We start from the raw sequence: 24,427 nt of genomic DNA, 5'->3' as shown, positions 1-24,427 counted from the left end.
GAAGAGTTTCAGGCGATGAGGCCAGCCGAGCCTCCCACCCACTGCTGATTGCGGTTGTGATCGACGCCCATCATGGCACCGCGGCCGAGGCGGGTGAGCGTCTGGATGGCCTGGAGGTCGCCGCCATCGGGCCAGACGTACATGATTCGAACTTCAACCTGGGTCATGCCGAAGGGTGTGTCGACGGTGGGCGTGAAGGCGACGCGCTGCTGCAAGAGGTAGTTGGCCCGCTCGGCTGCGGGGACGGCGGCGAGGGTTTCGTCGGAGGGGCCGAACTCGATGCCCTTGCCGGCGAACGAGAACAGCGGTTTGAAGACCCATTGCGAACGATCGGCGGAAAGACGGTCCCGGCTCCTGCCGTTGAGAAAGTCGCTGAGGAAGACAGCAGGCGGGACGAAGGGGTGGCGCAGGTAAGGCAGAGCGAACTTGCTGATGAGGAAGTACCAGTTGGGGTGACCGGCCCACTCGACGTCGAGGTCGGCGGTGAGGTCGAAGCCGGGCTGGATGGACTTGCGGACCATCTCGTCGGCGATTGAGCGGTTGTAGATGCGGCGAATGGGTGTCTCGACGCCGTCGCGTTCGTAGAAGAGGTGGCGACCGCGCTGCCGGACGTGCGCGATGTCCACCGTGGCGATGCCGAGGCGATCCTCGTGGATGTGGAAGTCGGGAAGGGTTTTCTGCTGGTCGGGCGAGACTTCCAGAAGGACGACGTTGGCAGGATCGTGGTCGGCAACGATCGTTTGGCGGAGGAGCTGCCAATAGGTGGTCTCATCAAGATCGTTGGGATATTGCGCGACGCTGCCGGAGAGATTGAAGTGCTTGCAATAGAGCTGGCCGAGCAGCGACTGGAGACCGAAGACGGAGGGGAAGGCCTGGAGCTCGACGAGGCGAGGCTCAAGAGTGGCGGGGTCGCCCTGCCATGAGCCATCTCCGGTGTGGACGAGGCCGAAGTCGACGGTCATAAAGTGTGGGCGAGCGCTTTGGTTCGCCACGCGAAAGGCCGGTGGGATCGTCGCGGCGGCCTGCTGGAGGTACTCGGTATCGCTAACCAGTTGGTGCGTCATGGCTGCGCCGGCGTCGATCATCTGCTGCAGCATGGTCTGGGGCAGGAAGACCGGGGTCTCAGCCACGCGGATAGAAAGTTCTGTGCGGGTGATGCGATTCAGGTCGGCGAGCAGGTGCTGGTAGGCGGCGTCGGTGTAGTTGTGATTGAAAGCCTGTCGCAGGTGGCGAATCATGCGTGGAGTGTAACGCGAGATGCGGAGGCTCAACGGAGCTGGACCGTACACTTGGAGCATGCGGCTACGCGCACAGTTCTTGTTGTCGGCCTTTGCGGCGGGCCAGTTCCCCACTGCCGCGAAGACGGGCGGGGCGCCCGAGGTGGCGTTCCTGGGCCGGTCGAATGTGGGCAAGTCGAGCCTGATCAATGCCCTGCTGAGCGAGACGCAGGCGCGGGTGTCATCGACGCCGGGGCGAACGCGGTCGATCAATTTCTTTGGTTTGTATGAAGAGGCCGCGAGCGGCAAGGTGAAGGCGTTGCCGTCGCTGGTGTTTGCGGATTTGCCGGGGTATGGGTACGCGAAGATTTCGAAGTCGATCAGCGCGGAATGGCCGGCATTCATCGATCCATACCTCGCGGAGCGGCCGGAGTTGAAGCTGTGCTGCTGCCTGGTGGACACGAACATTCCGCCGCAGGCGAGCGACGGGCAGTTGATCGACTTCCTGCGCGAGGTAGGTCGCGAGTTTGTGGTGATCGGGACGAAGAGCGACCGGCTGTCGAGCAACGCGCTGGCGAAGTCGGTGGCGGCGCTGAAGCGCGAGCATGGCGTGGAGGCGGTGATTCCCTGCTCTGCCAAGCTGGGCAAGCAGGACAAGGGCCTGCGGCAATTGTGGGAGCGCCTGCTGGCGCTGCAGGGTTCCTCGGCGGAGCTTGGGTAAGGCGTGCGCGCAGCGATCGAGCGCTACTTCGACTTCGAACGCCTTGGGACCACGTGGCGCACGGAGGTGCTGGCCGGGCTGACGACGTTTGTCACCATGGCCTACATCATCTTTGTGAACCCGGCGGTCCTGTCAAAGACAGGCATGCCGATTGCGGCGGTGACGGCGGCGACATGTTTGTGCGCGGCCTTTGGATCGGTGCTGATGGGCGTGCTGGCGCGGTATCCGCTGGCGCTGGCGCCGGGCATGGGGCTGAATGCGTACTTCACCTATACGGTTTGCCTGAAGATGCATGTGCCATGGCAGACGGCGCTGGGCGCGGTGTTTCTGTCGGGCGTGGTGTTTCTGCTGCTGACGTTGGGTGGTGTGCGGCAATTGCTGGTTGGGGCGATTCCGCGCGAACTGCACGCGGCGGTAGCGGGCGGTATCGGGCTGTTCATCGCGTTCATCGGGCTAACCGAGGCGGGCATCATCGTGAAGGACCCGGCGACGGCGGTGACGCTGGGTAACCTGCGCGCGCCGGATACGCTCCTGGCTCTGTTCGGGTTGTTGCTGATCGCGGTGCTGCAGGCGCTGCGGGTGCGGGCTTCGATCCTGATTGGGATCGCGGGGACGGTGCTGACGGCGTTTGTGCTGGGGCGCGTGCACTGGCAGCCGCAGCACTATGCGCTGCACGACCTGACGGCGACGGCGCTGCAGTTGGATGTGCGCGGGGCGCTGAAGCTGGGCGGGCTGGAGATTATCTTTGTGTTCCTGTTTGTCGACCTGTTCGACAACATCGGGACGCTGATCGCGGTGACCAAGCGAGCCGGACTGATTGACGATGAGGACCGCATTCCGCGGCTGGAGCGCATCTTCTTTGCGGATGCGACGGCGACCGTGGCAGGCGCTCTGACGGGAACGAGCACGGTGTGTTCGTACATCGAGTCGGCCGCGGGAGTGGCTGCAGGCGGACGAACCGGTGTGCCAGCGATTGTGACCGGGCTATGCTTTCTGGCGGCGCTGTTTGTGGCGCCGCTGGTCGGGCCGATCCCGGCGTCGGCGACGGCGCCGGCGCTGATCATCGTGGGCGCGCTGATGCTGGGCTCAATCGCGGAGATCGAGTGGGCAGACCCGGTGGTGGCGATCCCGGCGTTTCTCACGCTGGTGGTGATCCCGCTGAGCTACTCCATTGCGAACGGGCTGGGCATCGGGCTGTGCGCGTACGCGGTGCTGCGGCTGTTCAGTGGGCGCGCGCGGCGACAGGACTGGCTCTTGTTTGTCTTGGCGGCAGTGTTCCTGGCGCGGTTCGCGTTCCTGGCGGCGAGCTAGAAGCGCAAAGCGAGCATTCTTTCGGCCGATTTCGCCACTACCAGGGTTTCGCCTAGCTATCACGGCAGCATCTAACGCCTATGATCCTCCGCACTCTGCTGCTTACGGGCGCTGCCCTGTTGCCCGCGCTTTCCGCTGGAGAGCCTGTTGCGGTTCGCTACCCGGAAGGATCTGTCCATGGCTATCTTGCGCTGCGGAGTCCGGATGGCAAGCTGCTGGCCTCCGGCGACCTGACCCAAACCATTCGCAGCGGAACTATCACGTCGCGACTGGTTTACCGCTTCAAAGACGGGTCGATCGATGACGAGACGACGGTCTTTACGCAGGCTGGCCACTTTCGGCTGGTGAGCGATCACCACATCCAAAAGGGGCCAAGCTTCACGAAACCTGCGGATGTGATGATCAACGCGCGAAGTGGCGAAGTTACTGTTCGCTACATGGATAGTGGTAAGCCGAAGATCGACACCAGCCACATGGACTTACCGAACGATCTGTCCAACGGTATCTTGCTTGACCTAGCCAAGAACCTTTCCCCGCAAGCGCCCGAGACAAAGATTAGCTACCTGGCGGCGACACCCAAGCCCAGGCTGGTTCACCTGTCCTTCAAACCGGATGGCGTTGAAACCTTCCGCAGCGCAGGTCTATCGAACAGGGCGCAGAAGTACAAGATCCACGTCGAGTTGGGCGGGATCGCCGGGATCGTTGCTCCCATAATCGGAAAAGAGCCGGAGGACAGCGAAGTGTGGATCGGCGCCGGCCAGGTCACCGCGTTCATCAAGTCGGAGAGCCCGCTCTTCCTCGGCGGTCCTCTCCTGCGCACAGAACTGGTGGAACCGGTGTGGTCAACGAGCAACTCACACCCGCGATAACGCACTGACCGCGCTTCAATGATGCGGGCGAACACCGCTTCTCGTCACCGGCTCCGATTGCCGTAAGACGTCCAGGACTACTTGGCGGCGAGAGCGGAGGCGGCTCCGGTTTGTTTGGCGTCCCAGGCGATGATCTGCTTGAGCTGTTCGTAGGGGATCGCGCCAAAGGCGAGCGGGTGCCCGTTGATGACGAGGGTCGGGGTCTGCTCGATGTCGGCGTCTTCGGCCAGCTTGATCTGCGCGGCGACCTTGGCCTGGGCGGCGGGTGAGGCGGCGCAGGCCTTGACGGCGGCGGGGTCTGCACCGGCGGCTGTTACGGCGTTGTCCAGGGTCTGCTGGCCGAGCTCGGGCGTGAGCGACTCCTGGTGCGCGAAGACGTTGTCGATGTAGGTGTAGAAGGCCGCATCGCCCTTGGCTTGCGCGACGCAGTTGCCGTAGGCAGCACCCTGGCCGGCGAAGGGATGGATGTCGACAAGCGGGAAGTTCTGGAACACAAAGTGTGCGCCCGGGAAGTCGCGCTGAAGGTCGGCGATGACGGGCGCGGCTTCCTTGCAGTGCGGGCACTGAAGGTCGGCGAACTCGACGAGTTCGAGCGTCTTGTTGGCGGAGCCGCGCGACGGGCCGTCGGCGCGCTGAGCGAGCATGGCGCGCAGATCGTCATAGGGGTGCGGTCCGAAGGAAAATACGGCGTCGGCGATGGCGTGCTTGCCGTCGGGCGTGGTGAAGAAGCGCAGGCTTTCCACCTTGTTGCCCTGGCTCTTGTCGGCGACGAAGACGGTCACCTTGGCGACATTGGCCGCGCGGGTTTTCTGGATGGCCTCGACGCGCCAGGTGCGGTTCTGGTCGTAGCCCCAAATCACGTTCAGGAAGGCGTTCACCTCGGCGGTGGTCGGCGACGCGGCGTCGAAGAACTTCGGATTCGCTGGCGGGAAGATGTCGGCGGGCGCGGCCGGGGTGGTCTGGGCAGTGGGGCTCGCAGGTGTGCCCTGCGCGATGGCCACGGAGGCGGTGAGGGCGGCGGCGCAGAGAAGGATGGCAGGCAGCTTCATGTGTCGGATGATCCTTGGTTTCGTGCGGGTCCTGGTCCGGCCGTAAGACTCTCTGCCGCACCGAGAAGAAAGCAGGCCCTTCGCCACGCTCAGGATGACATTGCGGAAGGGAGCGGCGCGTTGCTGTTGCTGAACTTTGCGGCAAGTGGAAAGCGGCGGCCGGGGCCGAAGCTTTTGCGGGTGATCTTGAGGATAGGTGCGGCCTGCTGGCGCTTGTATTCGCTGCGCTGGACGAGGCGAAGGACGCGCTCGACGAGAGCGAGATCGAGGTGTTGTGCTGTCGCAATCTGTTCCGCCGACTCGTAGCGCTCGACGTAGGCCTGCAAAAGCGGATCGAGGATCTCGTATGGCGGAAGCGAGTCGGTGTCGAGCTGACCCGGGCGAAGCTCGGCGGACGGCGGCTTGCTGATGGTGTTTTCGGGAATGACGATGCCGTTGCGATTGGCGTAGTGCGCGAGCTGGTAAACGCGTGTCTTCCAGACGTCGCCAATGACGGCGAGCGCGCCGGCCATGTCGCCGTAGAGCGTGCAATAGCCGGTGGCCATTTCGCTCTTGTTCCCGGTGGTCAGGACGAGGTGGCCGAACTTGTTGGAGACGGCCATGAGCAGGACGCCGCGCAGGCGCGATTGCAGGTTTTCCTCGGCAAGACCGAAGGGCGTGCCGTGGAAGACGGGGTCGAGCACGGAGGACATCGCGTCGACCCCGGGGCGGATGGGGAGGAGCTCGAAGCGGATGCCGAGATTGCTGGCGAGTTCGCGTGCGTCGTCGATGGAGTGGCCGGAGGAGAACTCGCTGGGCATGCCGATGCCGAAGACGTTCTCCTCGCCGAGCGCTTCGACCGCGATGGCCGCGACCAGCGCGGAATCGATGCCGCCGCTGAGGCCGACCAGGCCCTGCGTGAAGCCGGTCTTGTGCAGGTAGTCGCGGGTGCCCAGGACGAGCGCCTGCCAATCCTGCGCGATGTCGGGCTCGGAGTTGGGCACTAGCGCGGGCTGGTCACAGGTGCTGTCGAAGAAGACGAGATCGGTCTCGAAGGTCCTGGCGTGCGCGGCGAGCTCGCCGTCGCAACGCAGAGCGAACGAGCCGCCGTCGAACAGCAGGCTATCGTTGCCGCCGACCTGGTTGCACATGGCTACGGGAACGTTGTGGCGGCGGGCGACCGCGGCCAGCATCTCGCGGCGGATCGCTTCCTTGCCCTCCCAGTACGGTGACGCGGAGATGTTGAGGATGATCTGAGGGGCGCGGCCATCGGGCATGCGCTGGTGCATCAGGCGGTCGACGGGGTCGTTCTCGTACCAGCGCTCGGGCCAGAAATCCTTGTCGTTCCAAGCGTCTTCGCAGACGGTGATGGCGAGGACCTCGCCGTCGAGTTCGACCAGATGCTGCTCGGTGCCGGGTTCGAAGTAGCGTTGTTCGTCGAAGACGTCGTAGAACGGCAAGAGCATTTTCTGCTGCTCCAGCAGGACCTCTCCGTTGGCGCAGAGGATTGCGACATTTTTCGCGAGCTTGCCGGGTCGTTTCTCGAAGGGGAGCGGGCAGCCGAAGAGCATTGCCGGCATGTCGGGGCGGGCTGACGCCGCGGTGATCTGGTCGGCGGCGCGCTGGGCGGCGTGTAGGAAATCGCTGCTCTCGATGAGGTCTTTGGGCGGGTAGCCGCAGACGGCGAGTTCCGGAAAGAGGACGAGGCGGGCGCCCTGTTGGGCGGCGGCCTCCGCTGCCCGGAGCATATCTCGCACATTGCCGGCGAAGTCGCCGACCGTGGGGTTGAGCTGGGCGAGCGCGATCTTCATTGAAGCTATTTTACCGGGGCGGTCCAGGCAGCGGACCTGGGACCAGCCGCGCGCTAGGTGCCCGTGCCGCTGAGGACAACGCTGAACGTGCGGACGAGGATTTTGAGATCGAGCCAGAGGGACCAGTTTTCGACGTACGCGGTGTCGAGCGAGATGTAGCTGTCGAAGGAGGGGTCCTGGCGGGCTTCGACCTGCCAAAGGCCGGTAATGCCGGGCAAAACGTCGAGGCGGCGCAGGTGGGACACTTCGTACTGCTCGACTTCGGCGGCGAGAGGCGGGCGCGGGCCGACGAGGCTCATTTCGCCGCGGAGCACGTTCCAGAGCTGGGGCAGCTCATCCAGCGAGTATTTGCGCAGGAGACGGCCGACGCGGGTGACGCGAGGATCGTTGCTGACTTTGAAGAGGATGCCGTTGCGCTCGTTCAGGTGATCCATGGTTTCGCGCAGAGCGTCGGCGTTTGGAACCATGGTGCGGAACTTGTAGCAGCAGAAGGTATGGCCCTTCCGGCCGATCCGCTTGGCACGGTAGAGGATGGGACCGGCGGAGTCCAGGCGCACGGAGAGGGCGACGATCAGCAGGATGGGCGAAAGCAGCAGAAGGGCAACGCTGGAAACGGTGATGTCGAGCACGCGCTTGAGCATGAACGCACCGATGGGAAACTCGCGGCGGTGCAGCGGGATGGTTGGGAACTGGCCGACGTATTCGACGGGAGCGTTCCAGGCGAGGCCGTCGTAGAGGTCGGGAACGACGCGGACGTCGATGCCGAGAGCGCGGGCCTCTTGCACCAGGTTGATGACGAGTTGTTTGTCGGCCGGAACGGAGATGAAGATCTCATCGACGAACAGGGCGCGAGCCAGTTGAAGACAGTTTCCGACGTTGCCGATGATGTCGGGCTCGCGGCTGTCTTCTTCCGCGCCGGAGAGGGAGATGAAACCGCGGAAGCGGAAGCCGAGATGACGGAGCGATTCCAGGTGGTTGCGGAGGGCCTGGCCGACGCGGCCGGAACCGATGATCAGGACGCTGCGGGTGTCAAGGCCGTCGCGATAGCGGCTGTAGACCAGGGATCGCCACAGGGCGCGGCGGGCACAAAGCATGGCCCCTGTAAGAAGAACAGAGAGGGTGACGACAATGCGGGAAACGACCTCGCCGCGCGAAAGGTAGACGGTGCCGCAGAGAATCAGGCCGCTGATCAGCGTGGCCTGAAGCGTCATGCGCTGTTCGTGGAGGCCGCTGCGATTTTGGATGGGACCGTAAAGCCCGTAGGAGCGGGTGAAGAAAACGAGGCAGACCGCAAACCAGGCCAGATAGAGGCCGAACTCGCCCCAAAGCTGTTGCCGCACGCCAATGGCGTCAAGTACGCCACTGCTTTCAGCCACTTCGCTGCGAAAGCGAAGAGCTATGAGGCTGGCGATGAGGGCAGTGATGACGTCGAGGACGGCCCAGGCGGTGCCGGTAACGGAAGGCTTGCCGAGCAGGCCGGGCGCAGAACGCGTGTTCTCTAATCGAAAGGTGGAGCCACCGAAAGAAGCCTGGTCCGCTATATCACGAATCATCATGCGTCACGCCCAAGGTTCACTGCGGGCCGGCCGCCACGGGCGGTCGGGCGAGGCTTAGTTGAAACCCAGGCGGAGAAGGGTTGAATCGTGAAAGACGGGTCGCCTCAGAGCGACATCTCTGCCTTGAGCATACCGGAAGACGAGGTGACGCAGGCTGCCACGGAAGTTGCATTTCTCCCGTTCTGGACTAACGACACCTTCCGCCACGGGAAGTTGCTAGGTGGGATACAACAATTCGTCCATAGCGAGGAAATCGCGCAACACCTCGTCTTCGGAATGTTCCAACTCGTCCATGGTGCCGAAAAAGCGGGCATGGCCCTCGTGCAGGAAGAGCACGCGATCGGCCAACTTGCGGGCAAAGCGCATGTCATGAGTAACGACGATGCTGGTGAGGTGGAGCTGGCGCTTCAGCCGCTCGATGAGGTCGCCGAGCAGGTGCGCCATGAGCGGATCGACCATGGTGGTCGGCTCGTCGTAAAGCACGGCCTCCGGCTGGGCGGCGAGGGCGCGGGCAATGGCGACGGAGCGCTTCATCCCGGTGGACAGATCGCTGGGCAGCAGGTCATCCATGCCGGCGACGCCGACCATTTCGAGGAGGCCCTTGACCACCTGGCGGATCTGCTCGTCGGCTAGTTCGCCCTTTTCCCGCAGAGGGAACGCAACGTTCTCGCCGACGCTGACAGAGTCAAACAGAGCGCCGTTCTGGAACACCATGGTCACCTTGCGGCGAATGGCGAGCATCTGGGTTTCGGTGAAGCCGGTGATCTCTTCGCCCGCGACCTTGATGGAGCCGGAGTCCGGCTTCAGGAATCCCATGAGCATCTGCAGCGAAACGGACTTACCCACGCCAGAGCGGCCGAGGATGCAGAGGGTTTCGCCGTGATTGACGCAGAAACTGACGTTTTGCAGAACTTTGAAGTCGCCGAAGGACTTGCAGACGTTGTCGAAAGCAATGTAGCTGGAGGTGGGGGCTACGTTCTCCGGCTCTACATTCTGCTCGGCCGTCTCCTGCATGAACTCGCCGATTTCCTGGGCGACGTCCGGCGTGACCTCGTCAATGAGTGGCTTGTTGAGGGCCTCTTCGTCTACGACGACCGGGGGCGAGTAGAGGTGCTCGCTGCTCTCATCGGTATGGACGGCAGACGCAGACTGTTCACCGGGCGCGTTGCTCTCCGCCGAGCCAGAGGCCGCGGCATCCGCGCTCCGGCCGGCATCGCCAGACGGAACCTGCTGCTTGTCATCCATTCTTGTTTTCAGATGCAGCGCGGGCGGAATGGTTCGATGAAGTTTGCCCACTGTAGCGTTTCAGGTCACCTGGCGTGTTCACGTTGAGGAAGATTTCGGGCGGGAACCGGGCGGCGCTGACGGTCAGCAGCGGCTGTCCGAGATCGGCGCAGCAGGCCCGAACGGTGTCCAGGAGGCGGCGCTGCCCTGCCCCGAGTGCGGCGAGGATGGGGCTGAGCAGTTCCCGCGAGACGAGCAGCGGGAGCGACTCCGGGATTTCGTTTTGCGAGTAGCAGGCCGCAAGAGCCAGCGCGCCGACCCCAGAGGCGACCAGGTGGGCGAGCGCGTCTACCGACATGCGGGGCTGGTCGACGGCGAGCAAAAGTGCGTAGCGGGTCGGGAGGTCGCGGAGAGCGGCTGCGAGCGCGGCCAGAGGACCGTCGTATTCCGGCCCGGAGTCTGGGACCGGACGGGCGTAGGACGAGAGCAGAGCGTCGCGATTGATATCGAGCGGTCCGCTCAGGATGCGGACGTCGCAACAGACCGACTGCAGCTTGGCGACGGCGTGCTGAATGAGCGGCACGCCGTCGATCTCAACAAAAACCTTGTCCTGGCCCATGCGGCTGCTGCGTCCGCCGGCCAGCACGTAGCCCGTCACGTCGGCAGCCGGGTTGCCGATCATGCCTGTCCGGCGAGGACGAAGAAGCGGATGAGCGATTCGATACCGCGATAGAAGTTGGCGAGGTGGAACTTCTCGTTGGGGGCGTGCAGGTTGTCGTCGGGCAGGCCGAAGCCCATGAGCAGCGTGGGGATACCGAGGTTGCGTTGGAAGTCGCCGACGATGGGGATGGAGCCGCCGCCGCGGACAAAGACGGTGTCCCGGTGGAAGACCTGGCGCATCGCTTCGGTCGCGCTGGCGACGAATGGATTGTCGGTCGAGACGACGACGGGGTCGCCGGAGTGGATTAGCCGGACCTCGCTGGTGACCGAGGGCGGGGTGAGTTTCGCGACTGCGCTCTGGAGCATGGAGAAGGCGTCTGCTGGGGTGATGCCCGGGACGAGACGCATCGAGACTTTGGTGGTGGCCTTGGCGGGGATGACGGTCTTGGCGCCAGCGCCGGTGAAGCCGCCGGGCATGCCGTGGACCTCCAGCGTGGGGCGCGACCAGAGGCGCTCGAGGACGGTGTAGCCGGGTTCCCCGGTGAGCGCGGGCGAACCCACTTCATGTTGCAGGTATTCGGCTTCGTCGAAGGGGAGCTGTTGCCAGGCGGCGAGTTCGGCTTCGGTGGGCTTTTCCGCCTTTTCGAGGAAGCCGGGGATGAGGATGCGGCCTTCCGCGTCCTTGAGGCCGGTGAGGATTTGCGCCAAGGCAAAGAACGGGTTCGGGGCAGCGCCGCCGTACATGCCGCTGTGGAGGTCGGTGCGCGCGCCGCGGACCTCGATTTCGGTGTAGATCATGCCGCGCAGGCCAACGCAGAGGGTCGGCAGGTCGGGCGCGAACATATCGGTGTCGCTGACCAGGGCCACGTCGGCCTGGAGCGTTTCCGGGTGCTCGCGGAGGTAGGCGGCGATCGCCTCGCCTCCCACCTCTTCTTCGCCTTCCGCAATGAAGCGCACGTTGACCGGTAGCGGCCCCTGCTGCAGCAGGGCTTCGAGCGCCTTCACGTGCATCCAGAGCTGACCTTTGTCGTCGACGGCGCCGCGCGCATAGATGTTGCCGTTGCGCACGTCGGGTTCGAAGGGTGGCGTGACCCACTCGTCCAGCGGATCGGGCGGCTGCACGTCGTAGTGGCCGTAGCAGAGAATCGTCGGCTTGCCCGGCGCCTGCAGGCTGTCTGCGCAGACGAGCGGGTGGCCGGCGGTCTGGATGACCTCTACGTTGCTCATGCCGATGCGGCGAAGCTCGGAGGCCAGGAAGATGGCGGCGCGGCGCACGTCGGGCGCGTGGTTTGGCAGGGTGGAGATGGAGGGGATGCGCAGAAATGCCTTGAGTTCTTCCAGTGCGGAGTCCTGATGTGTGGCGGCGAATGCCAGCGCCTGTTCAAGCATGCTTCTTGCCTCATTCCTTTTGCGCATACACGTGGCTGCCGGACCACGTTGCGCGTCAAGCTAAGGATAGCCGGGCAATGGAGGGTTAGGAATGAGCGGGCAGACTTGGGATGCGCAGCGATACGCCGAGAACGGGCGATTTGTCGCGGACCTGGCGATGGAAGTGGTGGGACTGCTGGCGCCGAAATCGGGCGAGCGCATCCTGGACCTGGGCTGCGGCGATGGTGCGTTGACGGACAGAATGAAAGAGAGCGGAGCGGAGATGATCGGGTGCGACCGGTCGCCGCAGATGCTGGCCGCTGCCGAGGCGCGCGGCGTACGCACGGTGCAGGCCGACATGACTGCCCTGCCCTTTGCCGGTGAGTTCGACGCGGTATTTTCGAATGCGGCGCTGCACTGGACGCGGTCACAACGCGAGGTGCTGGCCGGTGTGTTTCGGGCGTTGCGGCCGGACGGGCGGTTCGTGGCGGAGATGGGCGGCCTGGGGAACATCGCGGCGATTCGAACGGCGCTGCAGGCCGTGTTGCGGCCATACGGCGTTGATGCGGAGGAGCACGCGGCTTCGTTCTTCCCGTCGAAGGACGAGTACACGGCGCTGCTGGAAGGTGCTGGCTTTCGTGTGGACCGTATGGCGCTGATCCCCCGGCCGACGCGGCTGCCGGGCGGCATGGAGGACTGGCTGCGGACGTTTCGCAATGGTGTGTTGCAGGACTTGCCAGACGACGCGCGCGAGACGGTGGTGCGCGAGGTGGTTGCGCTGTTGCGGCCGGTGCTGTGCGACAGCGCAGGGGTGTGGTGGGCGGACTACGTCCGGCTGCGCTTCAAAGCAGTGCGGGGGTGAGCCGTTCCGGTTAGTAGCGCGGGACGGAGTGGTCGATTTCGAGTGACCACTGGTCGATGCCGCCGGCGAGCGACTGCGCCTGATCGAAACCCTGGTTCCGCAGCCAGTTGGTCACGCTGAGCGAGCGTGCGCCGTGGTGGCAGAGGATGACGACGGGAGCGTCGGGGTCGAGTTCGGCGTGCGCACGCGATGGAATCTCGCCCATGGGGATGTTGACGGTACCGGGAAGTGAGGCGGTGGATACCTCCCACGGCTCGCGAACGTCCACAACTGTGGGTGCTTTGCCTTCGCGCTGGAGCGAGGCGAGTTCGGCGGGAGAGATTTCGTAGGGCAGCACCTGTTCAGCATACCCGGGCGACGATGTTGCGCGTGACGCAAACCGCCGGTTGCTGCGAGCATCAGAGGATTGAAAGGAAGATCGTGCCACCTAAGAAAGTGCTTGTCGTAGAGGACGAAGCCAACGCCCGCGCGGGCCTGGCGGAACTGATCACGTCGTGGGGCTACCGCACGGAGGCCGCGGCGGATGGTGCTGCAGGCTTTGACATGGCGCAGCGCTGGTCGCCAGACATTGTGGTGAGCGACCTGATGATGCCGCGCATGGACGGCCTGCAATTGCTGGACCGGCTGAGCGAGCTGCCGCAGAGCTTTCTGGCCGTGATCCTGACAGCGCACGGCGCGATCGACTCCGCAGTGACGGCGATGCGCATGGGCGCGTTCGATTACCTGCAGAAGCCCGTCGATCCGGCGAAGCTGAAGACGATTCTGCAGAATGCTTCCGAGCAGATCGACAGTGCGCCCGCGTCCGCGGAGGGTGGTCGACCCGCGACGGGTGCTGCGACCACGGACGACATGGACCACCTGGGCCCGCTGGTCGGCCGGTCGCAGGCGATGCAGTCTGTATTCCGCACGATTGAGCGCATTGCGCCCACGAACGTGTCGGTGCTGATTACGGGCGAGAGCGGCACGGGCAAGGAGTTGGCGGCGCGCGCGCTGCACCAGTTCAGCGGGCGCAAGAACAAGCCGTTTGTAGCGGTGAACTGCGCGGCGATCCCGGAAACGCTGATCGAGAGCGAGATTTTTGGGCACGAGCGTGGCGCGTTTACCGGGGCGCAGGAGCGCCGCGCAGGGTGCTTCGAACTGGCCGAAGATGGAACGTTGCTGCTGGACGAGATCGGCGAGATGCCCGCCGCCACACAGGCCAAGCTGCTGCGCGTCTTAGAGGATCGCAAGCTGCGGCGGCTCGGTGCTCGCGAAGAGACGCCGGTGAATGTGCGCGTAATCGCCGCGACCAACAAGGATCCGCAGCAGGCAGTTGCGAGCGGCGAATTGCGTGGCGATCTCTACTACCGGTTGAACGTGTTCCACATCCAGATGCCGGCACTGCGGGACCATGCCGAGGACATCCCGCTGATTGCGGCTGCCATGTTGACCGACATGAACCAGCGGCACGGGACCAGCGTTCCGGGCATTACACCGCAACTGCTAGCCCGGTTGCAGAGTTACCCCTGGCCCGGCAATGCGCGCGAGCTGCGCAACACCATGGAACGCGCAGTGATCCTGGCAGGTAACGAGCGGCTGGCGCTGCACCACCTGCCCGAGGGGTTTGGCGAAGCCGGGCACATTCCGCCGCCGCACCAGGCGGCACCGGCGGCTTCGCATCCACCCATTTCGGCCAGCATTGCTGTACCGACGAGCCAACCCGGGATGAGCGCACCGGACGTTGTCGAAGTTGCGGTGGGCACCACCGTGGACGAGGCGGAGAAGCAGTTGATCCTGAAGACGCTGGTGGCGACGCGAAACAATAAGACCCGGGCCGCGGAGATCCTGGGGATCAGTTCCAAGACGCTGCAGAACAAGTTGAAGGAATACAACAGCGACGCCGGTCGCTGAGGAGAACACAGCCGGCGATGCGCCTGAAGACCAAGCTCGTGCTGGCGTCGACCGTGTTCTCCACGGTGCTGACGCTGGCGCTGCTTTCCATCTTCTTTGTGCAGTTACTGCGGGTTCGGCTGGATGCAACCGCGGCGGCCAACGCCACCCTGGGGCAAGGCCTGATACTGGCCGAGCGGCAGGCGCTGAGCAACGGCCTGCCAGCACAGATGGCTGCGAACAGCGGCGGCGAAGCGGCGCTGGAACAGGCCGTGACGGACGCCCTGCAGGCCGACGCACCCCTGCGCGAAAACATGGAAGCGATCGTTCGCTACGCTCCCACGGTGCAGGACGTGCTGGTGACCGGAGCGAATGGACGCGTGCTGGTCTCCACGGATCCGTTGCTGGAAGGCCAGCGGCCGCCTCGCCGGGCCAGTTTCGATGCCGCGGTGCATGGCACCTTGCGAACGCAACTGGCGCTGATCTTTGGCAAGCCGGAGGTGCTGGACGCCGGATTTGCTCTGCGCCGGAACGGGCAGCCGTTCCTGTTTGCACACATCGGCATTCGCTCGACGCTGCTGCGGAATGCACTCGAGCCATGGCTGAAACAAGCGGCATGGATCGGCAGCCTGGCTCTTGGTTCCGCGTTTGCGGCGGCGCTGCTGCTGTCATCGCTGGCGCTGCGCCCGCTGGAGCGAATTGTTCGGCGGCTCGAGGATTTGGGCAAGGATTCCGGGGCGAAGCCGGCCGCTTTCGTCGAGCCTGAGCCGGTGGTCGAGCCTGCCCTGCGCGGAACGCCGGTTCGGCGCCGCGATGCGCTGCGCGAGGCGGACACGAGCATTGCCCGCATTGACGAGCGGATGCGGCGGTCAGAGGAACTGACGACCGATCTGCAGAGCAACCTGTCGCAGATGCTTCACACGCTGCAGGATGGTGTGTTGCTGCTGAATGCGGCGGGCGCCATCCTGCTGGCGAGCGACGCCGTGCAGCAGTTCCTGCCGGACGGCAGCCATGCGTCGGCTGGTGTGTACCTGGCGCACATCTTCCCGATCTCCACGCCCCTGGGCAGCCTGCTGCTCACTGCTTTGCAGGAGCGCACAACGCTGCATCGGGCGGCTTCGACGCTACCCGACGGGCGGCAGGTGGAGGTGACGCTGACGTTTCCGCCGGTTTCGGTGGGCGGGCCCCGCGCGGGCTTCGGGGCGATGCTGACGCTGCACAACTCCGCGGCGCAGCAGGCGGTGGAGCAGGAGATCGAGGTAGGCCGGCGGCTGGCCAGCATCGGCCGGCTGACGGCGGGCGTGGGTCACGAGGTGAAGAACCCGATCAACGCGATGGTGCTGCACCTGGAACTGTTGCGCGGCAAGCTGCGTAACCCCGGCGCGGGTGACCCGGCGCGGCATGTGGAGGTGCTGGCAAGCGAGATGTCGCGGCTGGACCGGGTGGTGCAGACGCTGGCGGACTTCACCAGGCCGCTGGAGCCGGAGCTGCGGCAGCAGCCACTGCGCCCAATCGTGGATGCGGTGTTGCAACTCGTCTCAGTCGATGCCGCGGAGCGCGGAATCTCGATTCGGCTGGACGATAGCGAACCGGGGCTAGCGGCGAATGTGGATGGAGAGCTGCTGCACCAAGCGTTGCTGAACATCGTGCTGAATGGAATGGACGCCATGACCGAGGGCGGCACCCTGACGGTGAGCCTGCAGCGGAGCTCCGGATCCGCGCAGATCGGCGTGCGCGACACCGGGCACGGCATTCCGCCAGAGCTCTTGGACCGCATCTTCCACCTGTACTTCACGACCAAGAGCACGGGGACCGGCATCGGCCTGGCGATGACGTGGCGCATCGTCCAGATGATGGGCGGGACGGTGCAAGTTAGGTCAAACACGACACCGGGCAACGACCTTCACGGTACCCTGTTCACAGTGGAACTGCCGCTGGGCAAAGGAAGACAGAACCGCGCGAGCACCACCGAGGCACACGCATGAGAGCGCGTGGAGTCCTGGGGGGGTTTGCGCTCGCGGCGGTGTGCCTTCTGACCGGCTGTCACCATCACGCGGCCGTGCGTGCCATCGCACCTGCGATAGCTCCGCCCGCGAACGCCGGTCCGGTAATGGTGAGTGTGCCACCGCCGAGCCACCGCTCCAGCGACATGCCGGACGCAGTCACAGTGGGGAGCAGCATCCCAGTGGTGAAACCGGTAAAGCCGACGCACCGGGTGACGCGGCGGCCGTCGCCGCCCACCATCGCGACCAACGTCCCGCCCGCGGGAACCCCGGCTGCTCCCACACCCGGGACAACGGCGACAAGCGCGCCTGCGGCAGCGGTGAACCTGGGCCAGTTGACTTCGGGGACGGATGACCCCGCGGCGACACGCGACGGTGCGGCAAACGCAATGCGGCGTGAGCGGGACCGGCTGGCCGGCATCAACGCTACGGTGCAGGCGTCGCATCCGGGAGAGATCGAGCAGGCGCGCCGGTTCCTGAAGTCCGCCTCCGATTCGTGGAACGCGGCGGACTATTCCGCGACGCTGGCGCTGACAACAAAGGCGCGGGTGCTGCTGGACGATCTCTTGAAGTAAGCGGTCCCATCTTCCTCCCGCTATCTGCAGTCTGTGTGCGGCGGAGACACTCAGACACCTGAGCGCATGACGAGAACAGCTACGCGAGCGTGACTGCCCTGGTGGATTCCGGGAACAAAGCAGGTTGCGAAGCGTATGTGTTCTCACCGCTCAAGTAGGGCGCACAGGAGTTCCACCTTGGCCTTCCCTATTCAACGTCGCTTCCCGCAATTGCTTGGGGCGGTAGCTCTCGTTGTAGCGGCTCTTGCGACCGCAGCGCAGGCGCCCCTTGCGGATCGCAAGCAGGCAATCCCCGCCCTGCTTCAGCAGGAGCGTGTGGCCAGCGTCTCTTTCGCGCAGATCAACGGCGGTAAGACAACGATCGCAGAAGCCTACGGCCTGCAGAGCCCCGGTAAGACGACCAGCACTACGACGCTCTACAACATCGCTTCCATGTCTAAGCCCATCTCGGCCGAGGTCGTTCTGCGACTCGCGTCAGAAGGTCGACTTTCGCTGGATGAGCCTATGTCCAAGGACTGGGTGGATCCAGACCTTGCGGACGATCTCAGAGCAAGGAGGCTTACCCCTCGGCTTGCACTCGACCATCAGACCGGCTTTGCAAATTGGAGACGTGAGACCAAGGGCAAACTGGTCTTTGTGCGCGACCCCGGCACAAGCTTCGGGTATTCGGGAGAGGCTTATCAGTACGTGGCGCGCTTTGCCGAGAAGAGAACGGGTGAGACCTTCGAAAGGCTTGCGCAAACGCTGGTGTTCGATCCTGCGGGAATGTCACACACCGCATATACACAGCGCCCTTAGATGGCCGGCAACATTGCGCAGCCGACGGACAAGGATGGGCACTGGCTTCAGCCTGTGATCGCGACTGAGTTTGTGGCTGCCGACCTTGTCTATACAACGCCGACACAGTACGCCAGCTTCGTTGAGAGCCTGATGACCGGTGCAGGTGAGACGCCAGCCATTCGACAGCTTCGAGAAAGCGTGCTGACAGATCGTAAGGCGGAGATGTGTGTCGGGAAATTAGCGAAGCTCTGCCCCGACGAGGTGGGCTTTGGACCCGGATGGGAAGTGATCAAAATGCATGGCAAGACCTTCCTGATGCACACGGGTATTGACGAGGGTGTGTTTACGCTCGGCTTCTTCGGGACCGGGTCCCGCGACGGAGTGATTGTGTTTACCAATAGCGCGAATGGCCCCAAGGTGATCCTTCCACTTCTGAAACTGCTCAAGGCAGATCCAGATTTTGTCCAATATCTTGAAGCACAAGTTTGATCGGCACCTCTCAAACGCTGCACATTGGAACGTTTTCAGGAGGCGGCACGGCGTGCGAGATGGACTGGTGAAAGGCGCTTTGGCAGCAGTGCTCTGCTGGTCCGCGACGCTCGAGACGGACAGCCAGACGAAGGCCCATGCATGCGAATAAGGACGAGAGTAACCTGACCGCGCGTGGTGTGTACGGCAACTTCGTCATCCTGGAGATAGCTCCCGGGATCTTCGCCCACTATGCTCATCTGCGGACGGGTAGCCTTCCCGTTCGTCCCGGTCAGCGCGTGCACTGCGGTGAGGTCAACGTCTTGGATCTTGTAAGTCTTGTCGGCAACATAACGGAAAGGCTCCCCCAAGTCAGGAGGAGCCTTTCGTTCTTTTTGGTGATTTGCGGCCGCAGACCTAGCGGCACCTTCAGCTACTGACGGCTGGTGCGCTTTGGCTTCTGGCTGCGGCGGCCCTTGTTGGGGGCGAAGGCGCCGTCGCTGGAGTTTGCGTCGGTGGCGGGCTGGCCGTTGCTGGTGGGGCGGCCGTTACGACCCTGCGAGGGGAACCGCTCGACTACGCCGTTGTCAGCGTTGGTCGTTGCGGGCTCGTTCAGGCGTTGTTCGCGGGCGCCGCGGAACGGGTCAGCAGGAAGTTGCGGAGCGGCGGGCGGAATGATGGCCGGAGCCTGCTGCTGCGCGCTTTGCTGCAGTTGCTGCAACTGCTCCAGCGTTTCGATCGGCTGGCCGTTGGGCGCCAGGATCTGCATGCGGAAGAGATTGCGCAGCGTGTCCTGCTGGAAGCGGGTCATCATCGCTTCGAACATCTCGAAGCTCTCGCGCTTGTAGGCGACGAGCGGGTCCTGCTGAGCGTAGCCGCGCAGGCCGATGCCTTCCTTCAGGTGGTCCATGGCGAGGAGGTGATCCTTCCACAGACCGTCGAGGATGCTGAGCATGATGACGCGCTCGTGGTAACGGAGAGCGTCTGGCCCGAGAATCTGTTCCTTGACTTCGAAGCGCTCACGCAGCTTCTCGAACAGCGAGTCGCCGAGTTCATGTCGGTTCAGTTCACCGGCATTGACTTCGTCCAGCGTGGTGCCGAAAACGTCACCGAGCTTCTGGCGCATGTCATCGATCTTCCACTGGTCGGGGTGGACGTTGGCGGGAGCGTCAGCGTCAAGGATGTTGCTGAGTTCGTTGGTGACGTAGTCGTCGAGGATCAGGCTCTTCTGATCGATGCCTTCGAGCAGGCTGTGGCGCAGGCCGTACACGGCTTCGCGCTGCTTGTTCATCACGTCGTCGTACTCGAGAACGTGCTTGCGGCTTTCGAAGTTCTGGGTTTCGACAGCCTTTTGCGCAGCGGCAATGCGGTTGGTGATCATGCCGCTCTCGATCGGCACGCCCTCTTCCATGCCTAGGCGCTGCAGCAGCGTGCTGACCCACTCGCGCGCAAAGATGCGCATCAGATCGTCTTCGAGTGAGAGATAGAAGCGCGAAGCACCGGGATCGCCCTGACGACCGGCGCGGCCGCGAAGCTGATTGTCGACGCGGCGGCTTTCGTGGCGCTCGGTGCCAAGGATGAACAGACCGCCGGCGGCCTTGACCTCTTCCTGCTCGGCCTTGGTCGCGGCGTTGTACTTTTCGCTCGCGGAGTCCCACTCGGCCTGAGTTAGCTCGTACTCCTGGTTCTGGTAGTAGAAGCGGAACATGCCGGGACCGGCAACGGGCGAGATCTCGCCTTCGAGTGTTTCGAGCGCGCGGGCGCGACCGCTCTTGACCAGCTCCTGGCGGGTCATGAAGTCAGCGTTGCCGCCCAGCAGAATGTCGGTACCGCGGCCCGCCATGTTGGTGGCGATGGTGACCATGCCAAGGCGACCGGCCTGGGCAACGATCTCCGCTTCGCGCTCGTGGAACTTGGCGTTCAGGACAACGTGACGAACGCCCTTGCGCTTGAGGATCTCGCTAAGAAGCTCGGACTTTTCGATGGACGTGGTGCCGACAAGAACGGGCTGCTTCTGCTGATGCAGGCGCTCAATTTCGTCCGCGACGGCAAAGTACTTCTCCTTGGCCGTGCGGTAGACAACGTCCGGGTATTCGATGCGCTGCATCGGCCGGTTGGTCGGGATGACCGTGATCTCGAGCTTGTAGATGCTGTCGAACTCAGAGGCTTCGGTCTCGGCGGTACCGGTCATACCGCTGAGCTTCTTGTACATGCGGAAGTAGTTCTGGAAGGTGATGGTCGCAAGGGTCTGATCTTCCTTGCGGATCTGTACGCCTTCCTTGGCTTCCACGGCCTGATGCAGGCCATCGCTCCAGCGGCGGCCCGGCATGAGGCGGCCGGTGAACTCGTCGACGATGATGATCTCGCCGTCTTTGACGACGTATTCGACATCGCGCTTGTAGAGCGAATGCGCCTTGATGGCGACTTCCACGTGGTGCTTCAGATCCCAGTTTTCCGGGTCGGCGATGTTGCCGATGCCAAGCAGGCCTTCGATCTTTTCCCAGCCCTCGTCGGTGACAGTGACCGCACGCTGCTTTTCGTCGATGACGTAATCACCGCTCCACGTCTTGGTCTCGAGCGTCTCGACGAGTTCGCCCTGCTCCAGACTCGGGATGATCTGGTTGACGCGCTCGTACTTGTCGGTGGTCTGGTCGGTGGGGCCGCTGATGATGAGCGGGGTCCGCGCTTCGTCAATGAGGATCGAGTCCACTTCGTCGACGATGGCGTGATAGTGACCGCGCTGCACGAGTTCGCTTAGCTCGAACTTCATGTTGTCGCGCAGGTAGTCGAAGCCGAATTCGTTGTTAGTGCCGTAGGTGATGTCTGCGGCGTAGGCAGCGCGGCGCTCGCGGTCGTCCAGGTTGTGAACGATGACGCCGACAGTCATGCCGAGGAAGCCGTAAATCTTGCCCATCCACTCGGCGTCGCGCTTGGCCAGGTAGTCGTTGACGGTGACGACATGGACACCGCGGCCGGCGAGCGCGTTCAGGTAGGCGGGCAGCGTGGCGACAAGGGTCTTACCCTCACCGGTACGCATTTCCGCGATCTTGCCTTGGTGCAGAACGGTGCCACCGATCATCTGCACGTCGAAGTGGCGCATGTTCACGGCGCGCTTGCCGGCTTCGCGGACGACGGCGAAGGCTTCCGGCAGAAGCTCGTCGAGCGCGGCCTTTTCGGCGGCGTAGATTGCGTCCTTGTCTTCAAGGCCGGCGATCCGTTGCGCGATGCGCTCGCGGAACTCCACCGTTTTCGCGCGCAACTGTTCGTCGGAAAGCGAGGTCAGCGATGACTCGAAGCCGTTGATCTGGTCGATCAGGGGCTGCATGCGCTTGACGGCGCGTTCATTGCTGGTGCCAAACATCTTGGCGAGTACGTTGTTGATCAAAGCCTCTATCCCTGCTCCGGGCGTGAGGGCCCGGCGGTGACTTGCCTGCCGGTGCGAGCGCAGCGACGGACGCGCGCCAGCGCAGCCAATGCGCGACACCTTAGTATATCGCGCTAAGGTTTCCCCGTGCGGTCGTGGAAATCAGGCGCGCGGGTGAGTGTTGTCGTACACCTGCTGAATCTGGTTGCTGGTGAGCTGGGTGTACCGCTGCGTGGTGGACAGGCGCTCGTGGCCGAGCAGTTCCTGGATGGCGCGGAGGTCGGCACCCTCCTCCAGCATGTGAGTGCCGAAGGCGTGGCGAAGCGTGTGCGGATGAACGTCTGCCGATAGGCCGCGGTCGATGGCGATGGCTTTGACGATGCGGCCCACGGAGCGGGTGGTGAGGCGTGCCGCGCCACGTGCCGTCGCGTTAATGAGCAGCGGGCCCTCGTGCAGGAGTTTCCCCTTGCCCGCTTTGGTCAGGCGGTCGGCGCGCGCGACAAGGTAGTCGCGGACGGCCTCGGCAGCAGCATCGCCGAGCGGAACGTAGCGTTCCTTGCGGCCCTTGCCGCGTACCAGGATCGCGTCGTTGGACCAGTGGAGGTCGGCAAGGTTGATGCCGACGAGTTCGGAGTTGCGGATGCCGCAGCCGTACAGCAACTCCCAAATGGCGCGGTCGCGTTCGGGCCAGCGGGCCGCGCCGGGAGCGGGCCGGGGTGTACCGGGCTTTGCTGCGCGCGCGGTGGCCTGCTCCATGCCGTCGAGGACGCGGTTCACATCCTCGCTGGAGGGTACGCGCGGCAGATGCTTCGGCAGTTTTGGAGTGCGGACCAGGCTGGCGGCGTTCTGCTCGACGATGCCCTGCTGCGCCATCCACTTGAACCAGGACCGGATGGCGGCGAGGGCACGCGCGGCTGAGCTGCGCGTGAGGCCGCGGTCGTAGAGGACGGCGAGGTACGCGCGGATGTGGATGTGCTGGACCGTGCGGAGGTCGACGCTGTCACCGAGAGTCGCGCAAAGGTATTCGGCGAATGCGGAAGTCTCGCGCGTGTAGGCGCGCACGGTGTGTTCGCTGGCGCCCCGCTCGTTTGCGAGCATGTGCAGGAAGCGCGTGGCGAGGTCTCGAGCCGGGCAGGTCATGCCGCCTCCTCGTGCGAGGAGGACGAGCGTCGCCGGCCTCGCGGGTGGTGCAGCGCATGGACCTGTTTCAGCCGGCCCAGGGCGACGTGCGTATAGACCTGGGTTGTTGCGATGTCGGCGTGGCCCAGCAGGGTCTGCACGGTGCGCAGATCGGCGCCGTGCTCCACCATGTGGGTGGCGCAACTGTGGCGCAGCTTGTGCGGGCTGGCGGTGCTGTTGTGGCGCTTGACGATGCGCCAGACCCACGCATTGGTGAGTGGGCGGCCGGTGTGCGAAAGAAAGAGAGCCCGTTGCACACCGCGGCCTACGAGGGTGGGTCGGCCACGCTCCAGGTAGATGCGCAGTGAGACGATGGCCTTAGTGCCGAGTGGGACGATGCGTTCCTTGTCGCCCTTGCCGCGGACGTGCGCCCGGCCGCTATCTAGTTGGAGGTCTTCCACGCGCAAGCTGACGATCTCGCCCACACGCAGACCGCCCGCGTACAGAACTTCAAGGATGGCGTGGTCGCGCAGGACAAGCGAAGAGGCTGCGGGATGGTTGGCGTTGACCTCCGCCACGGACAGGAGCGATGCCATGTCGGGCTGGCTTAGAGCTTTGGGCAGCACTTTCCAGGTAGAGGGAGCTTCGACGTGCAGCGTGGGATCGTGTGTGATGCGCCGATCGAGCAGGGCCCATTTGTACAGGCCACGAAGGCAGCTCAGCTTGCGAGCGATAGATCGGTCAGTGCGGTCATGGGTGCGCAGGTGCTCCATCCAGCCGGCGACGTCTTCGTGCTGCGCCGTGAGCAGCAGACGATGGCGGGACTCGAGGAATTCGCTGAACTGCTCCAGGTCTTTCGCGTAGCTTTCGCAGGTGAGGGGGCGCAGACCGCGCTCCACCCGCAAGCAGGTGAGGTACTCGCGCACTGTCTCCGCGTTGCCGGACGCGGCGGTCTGGCCGGCCCGCTGCGACGCGGACACGCGCTTTGCTGAAGAGGCCTGCATGGCATCCGATTATGTGCGGTGCCCGGCATAACGATCAGCCGTGGGAACCAGAGTCGTTATGCTTTTAGTGGGATGCGGCAATGCGTACAGGCGTGCGCGGAACGGGGATGGCAACTTCGAAATGAGGAGTGGCGCTGCCGATACGCGTATTGCTGTTCTGAGCGACACCCACGGCCTGTTGCGGGACAGCGTGTTGCCGCACCTCGACGGTGTGAACCACATTCTGCACGCGGGCGATGTGGGTGATCCTGCCATCCTGGAGCGGCTGCGCGAGTTCGCGCCAGTCACGGCGATTCGCGGCAACATCGACCACAGCGGATCGTGTGCGCTGCTACCCGCGGCCGAGCTGATCGAGATCGGCGGCACAGCTTTCTACCTGGTGCATAGCCTGGCGGACCTGGACATCGAACCGCTCGCGGCGGGCGTGCAGGTCGTGGTGACCGGACATTCGCACAAGCCGGCGCTGGAGGAGCGGCGCGGCGTGACGTACCTGAACCCGGGCAGCGTGGGGCCGCGGCGATTCAAGCTGCCGATCAGCATGGCGACCGTGCGGTTGCGCGCAGGCGAGATTGCGGTGGAGTTCCTGACGCTGGAGGAGTAGGCACAGCTCAAGCTTCG

At 64.2% G+C, this 24,427-nt stretch carries 21 protein-coding genes; 10 read left to right on the top strand and 11 right to left on the bottom strand.

Going from position 1 to position 24,427, the window contains the following annotated elements; translation table 11 throughout:
* Positions 1–8 precede the first annotated feature (8 nt).
* Positions 9–1,238: a hypothetical protein gene (locus OHL12_RS01815; protein ID WP_263412133.1), complete on the bottom strand. Its 1,230-nt coding sequence runs from the start codon at positions 1,236–1,238 to the stop codon at positions 9–11.
* A 58-nt stretch (positions 1,239–1,296) separates the two neighbouring features.
* Here OHL12_RS01815 and yihA point away from each other — a divergent pair, with 58 nt between their 5' ends.
* The 3 genes from yihA to OHL12_RS01800 all read left to right on the top strand — a co-directional run bounded on the left by yihA (position 1,297) and on the right by OHL12_RS01800 (position 4,118).
* A complete protein-coding gene (yihA, locus tag OHL12_RS01810; protein ID WP_263412132.1) occupies positions 1,297–1,938 on the top strand; it encodes a ribosome biogenesis GTP-binding protein YihA/YsxC in 642 nt (213 codons plus the stop codon).
* A 3-nt stretch (positions 1,939–1,941) separates the two neighbouring features.
* Entirely contained in the window at positions 1,942–3,249 is a 1,308-nt protein-coding gene (locus OHL12_RS01805; RefSeq protein ID WP_263412131.1) for an NCS2 family permease, read from the top strand.
* An 80-nt stretch (positions 3,250–3,329) separates the two neighbouring features.
* Entirely contained in the window at positions 3,330–4,118 is a 789-nt protein-coding gene (locus tag OHL12_RS01800) for a hypothetical protein (protein ID WP_263412130.1), read from the top strand.
* A gap of 77 nt (positions 4,119–4,195) precedes the next feature.
* Here the strand turns inward: OHL12_RS01800 and OHL12_RS01795 are convergent, their stop codons facing one another.
* From OHL12_RS01795 to OHL12_RS01770, 6 genes are all read right to left on the bottom strand, one after another.
* Complete coding sequence (locus OHL12_RS01795) at positions 4,196–5,167, bottom strand: DsbA family protein (RefSeq protein WP_263412129.1); 972 nt, start codon at positions 5,165–5,167, stop codon at positions 4,196–4,198.
* Between the two features lie 89 nt (positions 5,168–5,256).
* On the bottom strand, positions 5,257–6,957 hold the full coding sequence (locus tag OHL12_RS01790) for an NAD+ synthase (RefSeq protein WP_263412128.1): 1,701 nt from the start codon (positions 6,955–6,957) through the stop codon (positions 5,257–5,259).
* A gap of 53 nt (positions 6,958–7,010) precedes the next feature.
* Positions 7,011–8,513: a sugar transferase gene (locus OHL12_RS01785; protein WP_263412127.1), complete on the bottom strand. Its 1,503-nt coding sequence runs from the start codon at positions 8,511–8,513 to the stop codon at positions 7,011–7,013.
* Between the two features lie 216 nt (positions 8,514–8,729).
* The gene (locus OHL12_RS01780; RefSeq protein ID WP_317889791.1) at positions 8,730–9,758 is read right to left on the bottom strand and encodes an ABC transporter ATP-binding protein; all 1,029 of its coding nucleotides are present in this window, start codon (positions 9,756–9,758) and stop codon (positions 8,730–8,732) included.
* On the bottom strand, positions 9,751–10,419 hold the full coding sequence (gene mobA, locus OHL12_RS01775) for a molybdenum cofactor guanylyltransferase (protein WP_263412126.1): 669 nt from the start codon (positions 10,417–10,419) through the stop codon (positions 9,751–9,753). Before mobA ends, OHL12_RS01780 begins: the two co-directional genes overlap by 8 nt.
* Positions 10,416–11,786, bottom strand: coding sequence for a dipeptidase (locus OHL12_RS01770; protein ID WP_263412125.1), 1,371 nt, complete (start codon positions 11,784–11,786; stop codon positions 10,416–10,418). The genes mobA and OHL12_RS01770 overlap by 4 nt, the downstream gene beginning before the upstream one ends.
* 91 nt (positions 11,787–11,877) lie before the next feature.
* Here OHL12_RS01770 and OHL12_RS01765 point away from each other — a divergent pair, with 91 nt between their 5' ends.
* Positions 11,878–12,627: a class I SAM-dependent methyltransferase gene (locus tag OHL12_RS01765; RefSeq protein ID WP_263412124.1), complete on the top strand. Its 750-nt coding sequence runs from the start codon at positions 11,878–11,880 to the stop codon at positions 12,625–12,627.
* 10 nt (positions 12,628–12,637) lie between these two features.
* On the opposite strand, the gene OHL12_RS01760 is transcribed toward OHL12_RS01765, so the two are convergent.
* Positions 12,638–13,054 (bottom strand): rhodanese-like domain-containing protein, encoded by a 417-nt coding sequence (locus OHL12_RS01760; protein WP_317889790.1) that lies wholly within the window; start codon positions 13,052–13,054, stop codon positions 12,638–12,640.
* On the opposite strand from OHL12_RS01760, the gene OHL12_RS01755 reads away from it, so the two are divergent.
* The 5 genes from OHL12_RS01755 to OHL12_RS01735 all read left to right on the top strand — a co-directional run bounded on the left by OHL12_RS01755 (position 13,048) and on the right by OHL12_RS01735 (position 18,343).
* The gene (locus OHL12_RS01755; protein WP_263412123.1) at positions 13,048–14,517 is read left to right on the top strand and encodes a sigma-54-dependent transcriptional regulator; all 1,470 of its coding nucleotides are present in this window, start codon (positions 13,048–13,050) and stop codon (positions 14,515–14,517) included. The genes OHL12_RS01760 and OHL12_RS01755 overlap by 7 nt on opposite strands.
* Positions 14,518–14,534: 17 nt before the next feature.
* Complete coding sequence (locus OHL12_RS01750) at positions 14,535–16,481, top strand: two-component system sensor histidine kinase NtrB (RefSeq protein WP_263412122.1); 1,947 nt, start codon at positions 14,535–14,537, stop codon at positions 16,479–16,481.
* On the top strand, positions 16,478–17,074 hold the full coding sequence (locus tag OHL12_RS01745) for a hypothetical protein (RefSeq protein ID WP_263412121.1): 597 nt from the start codon (positions 16,478–16,480) through the stop codon (positions 17,072–17,074). The genes OHL12_RS01750 and OHL12_RS01745 overlap by 4 nt, the downstream gene beginning before the upstream one ends.
* Before the next feature lie 177 nt (positions 17,075–17,251).
* Positions 17,252–17,872: a serine hydrolase domain-containing protein gene (locus OHL12_RS01740; protein ID WP_263412120.1), complete on the top strand. Its 621-nt coding sequence runs from the start codon at positions 17,252–17,254 to the stop codon at positions 17,870–17,872.
* The gene (locus OHL12_RS01735; RefSeq protein ID WP_263412119.1) at positions 17,873–18,343 is read left to right on the top strand and encodes a serine hydrolase domain-containing protein; all 471 of its coding nucleotides are present in this window, start codon (positions 17,873–17,875) and stop codon (positions 18,341–18,343) included.
* 412 nt (positions 18,344–18,755) lie between these two features.
* Here the strand turns inward: OHL12_RS01735 and secA are convergent, their stop codons facing one another.
* The 3 genes from secA to OHL12_RS01720 form a co-directional block, all read right to left on the bottom strand.
* Entirely contained in the window at positions 18,756–21,707 is a 2,952-nt protein-coding gene (gene secA, locus OHL12_RS01730; protein ID WP_263412118.1) for a preprotein translocase subunit SecA, read from the bottom strand.
* 141 nt (positions 21,708–21,848) lie between these two features.
* Positions 21,849–22,826 carry a tyrosine recombinase XerC gene (locus OHL12_RS01725; protein ID WP_263412117.1) on the bottom strand — a complete coding sequence of 326 codons (978 nt, stop codon included), beginning with the start codon at positions 22,824–22,826 and terminating at the stop codon, positions 21,849–21,851.
* Positions 22,823–23,785 carry a tyrosine recombinase gene (locus tag OHL12_RS01720; RefSeq protein WP_263412116.1) on the bottom strand — a complete coding sequence of 321 codons (963 nt, stop codon included), beginning with the start codon at positions 23,783–23,785 and terminating at the stop codon, positions 22,823–22,825. The genes OHL12_RS01725 and OHL12_RS01720 overlap by 4 nt, the downstream gene beginning before the upstream one ends.
* A gap of 145 nt (positions 23,786–23,930) precedes the next feature.
* On the opposite strand from OHL12_RS01720, the gene OHL12_RS01715 reads away from it, so the two are divergent.
* On the top strand, positions 23,931–24,410 hold the full coding sequence (locus OHL12_RS01715; RefSeq protein ID WP_263412115.1) for a metallophosphoesterase family protein: 480 nt from the start codon (positions 23,931–23,933) through the stop codon (positions 24,408–24,410).
* Positions 24,411–24,427 lie beyond the last annotated feature (17 nt).

Source organism: Terriglobus aquaticus (assembly GCF_025685415.1).
In the GTDB taxonomy this organism is placed as follows: Bacteria; Acidobacteriota; Terriglobia; order Terriglobales; family Acidobacteriaceae; genus Terriglobus; species Terriglobus aquaticus.
Note: the sequence above shows the minus strand (reverse complement) of the source record. Positions and strands in the feature narration are given on the sequence as shown.

Coding starts and splice junctions, on each gene's coding strand:
- OHL12_RS01815 (WP_263412133.1), bottom strand. CDS start 1,238: ATGATTCGCCACCTGCGACAGGCTTTCAATCACAACTACACCGACGCC.
- yihA (WP_263412132.1), top strand. CDS start 1,297: ATGCGGCTACGCGCACAGTTCTTGTTGTCGGCCTTTGCGGCGGGCCAG.
- OHL12_RS01800 (WP_263412130.1), top strand. CDS start 3,330: ATGATCCTCCGCACTCTGCTGCTTACGGGCGCTGCCCTGTTGCCCGCG.
- OHL12_RS01795 (WP_263412129.1), bottom strand. CDS start 5,167: ATGAAGCTGCCTGCCATCCTTCTCTGCGCCGCCGCCCTCACCGCCTCC.
- OHL12_RS01790 (WP_263412128.1), bottom strand. CDS start 6,957: ATGAAGATCGCGCTCGCCCAGCTCAACCCCACGGTCGGCGACTTCGCC.
- OHL12_RS01785 (WP_263412127.1), bottom strand. CDS start 8,513: ATGATGATTCGTGATATAGCGGACCAGGCTTCTTTCGGTGGCTCCACC.
- OHL12_RS01780 (WP_317889791.1), bottom strand. CDS start 9,758: ATGGATGACAAGCAGCAGGTTCCGTCTGGCGATGCCGGCCGGAGCGCG.
- mobA (WP_263412126.1), bottom strand. CDS start 10,419: ATGATCGGCAACCCGGCTGCCGACGTGACGGGCTACGTGCTGGCCGGC.
- OHL12_RS01770 (WP_263412125.1), bottom strand. CDS start 11,786: ATGCTTGAACAGGCGCTGGCATTCGCCGCCACACATCAGGACTCCGCA.
- OHL12_RS01765 (WP_263412124.1), top strand. CDS start 11,878: ATGAGCGGGCAGACTTGGGATGCGCAGCGATACGCCGAGAACGGGCGA.
- OHL12_RS01750 (WP_263412122.1), top strand. CDS start 14,535: ATGCGCCTGAAGACCAAGCTCGTGCTGGCGTCGACCGTGTTCTCCACG.
- OHL12_RS01745 (WP_263412121.1), top strand. CDS start 16,478: ATGAGAGCGCGTGGAGTCCTGGGGGGGTTTGCGCTCGCGGCGGTGTGC.
- OHL12_RS01735 (WP_263412119.1), top strand. CDS start 17,873: ATGGCCGGCAACATTGCGCAGCCGACGGACAAGGATGGGCACTGGCTT.
- OHL12_RS01725 (WP_263412117.1), bottom strand. CDS start 22,826: ATGACCTGCCCGGCTCGAGACCTCGCCACGCGCTTCCTGCACATGCTC.
- OHL12_RS01715 (WP_263412115.1), top strand. CDS start 23,931: ATGAGGAGTGGCGCTGCCGATACGCGTATTGCTGTTCTGAGCGACACC.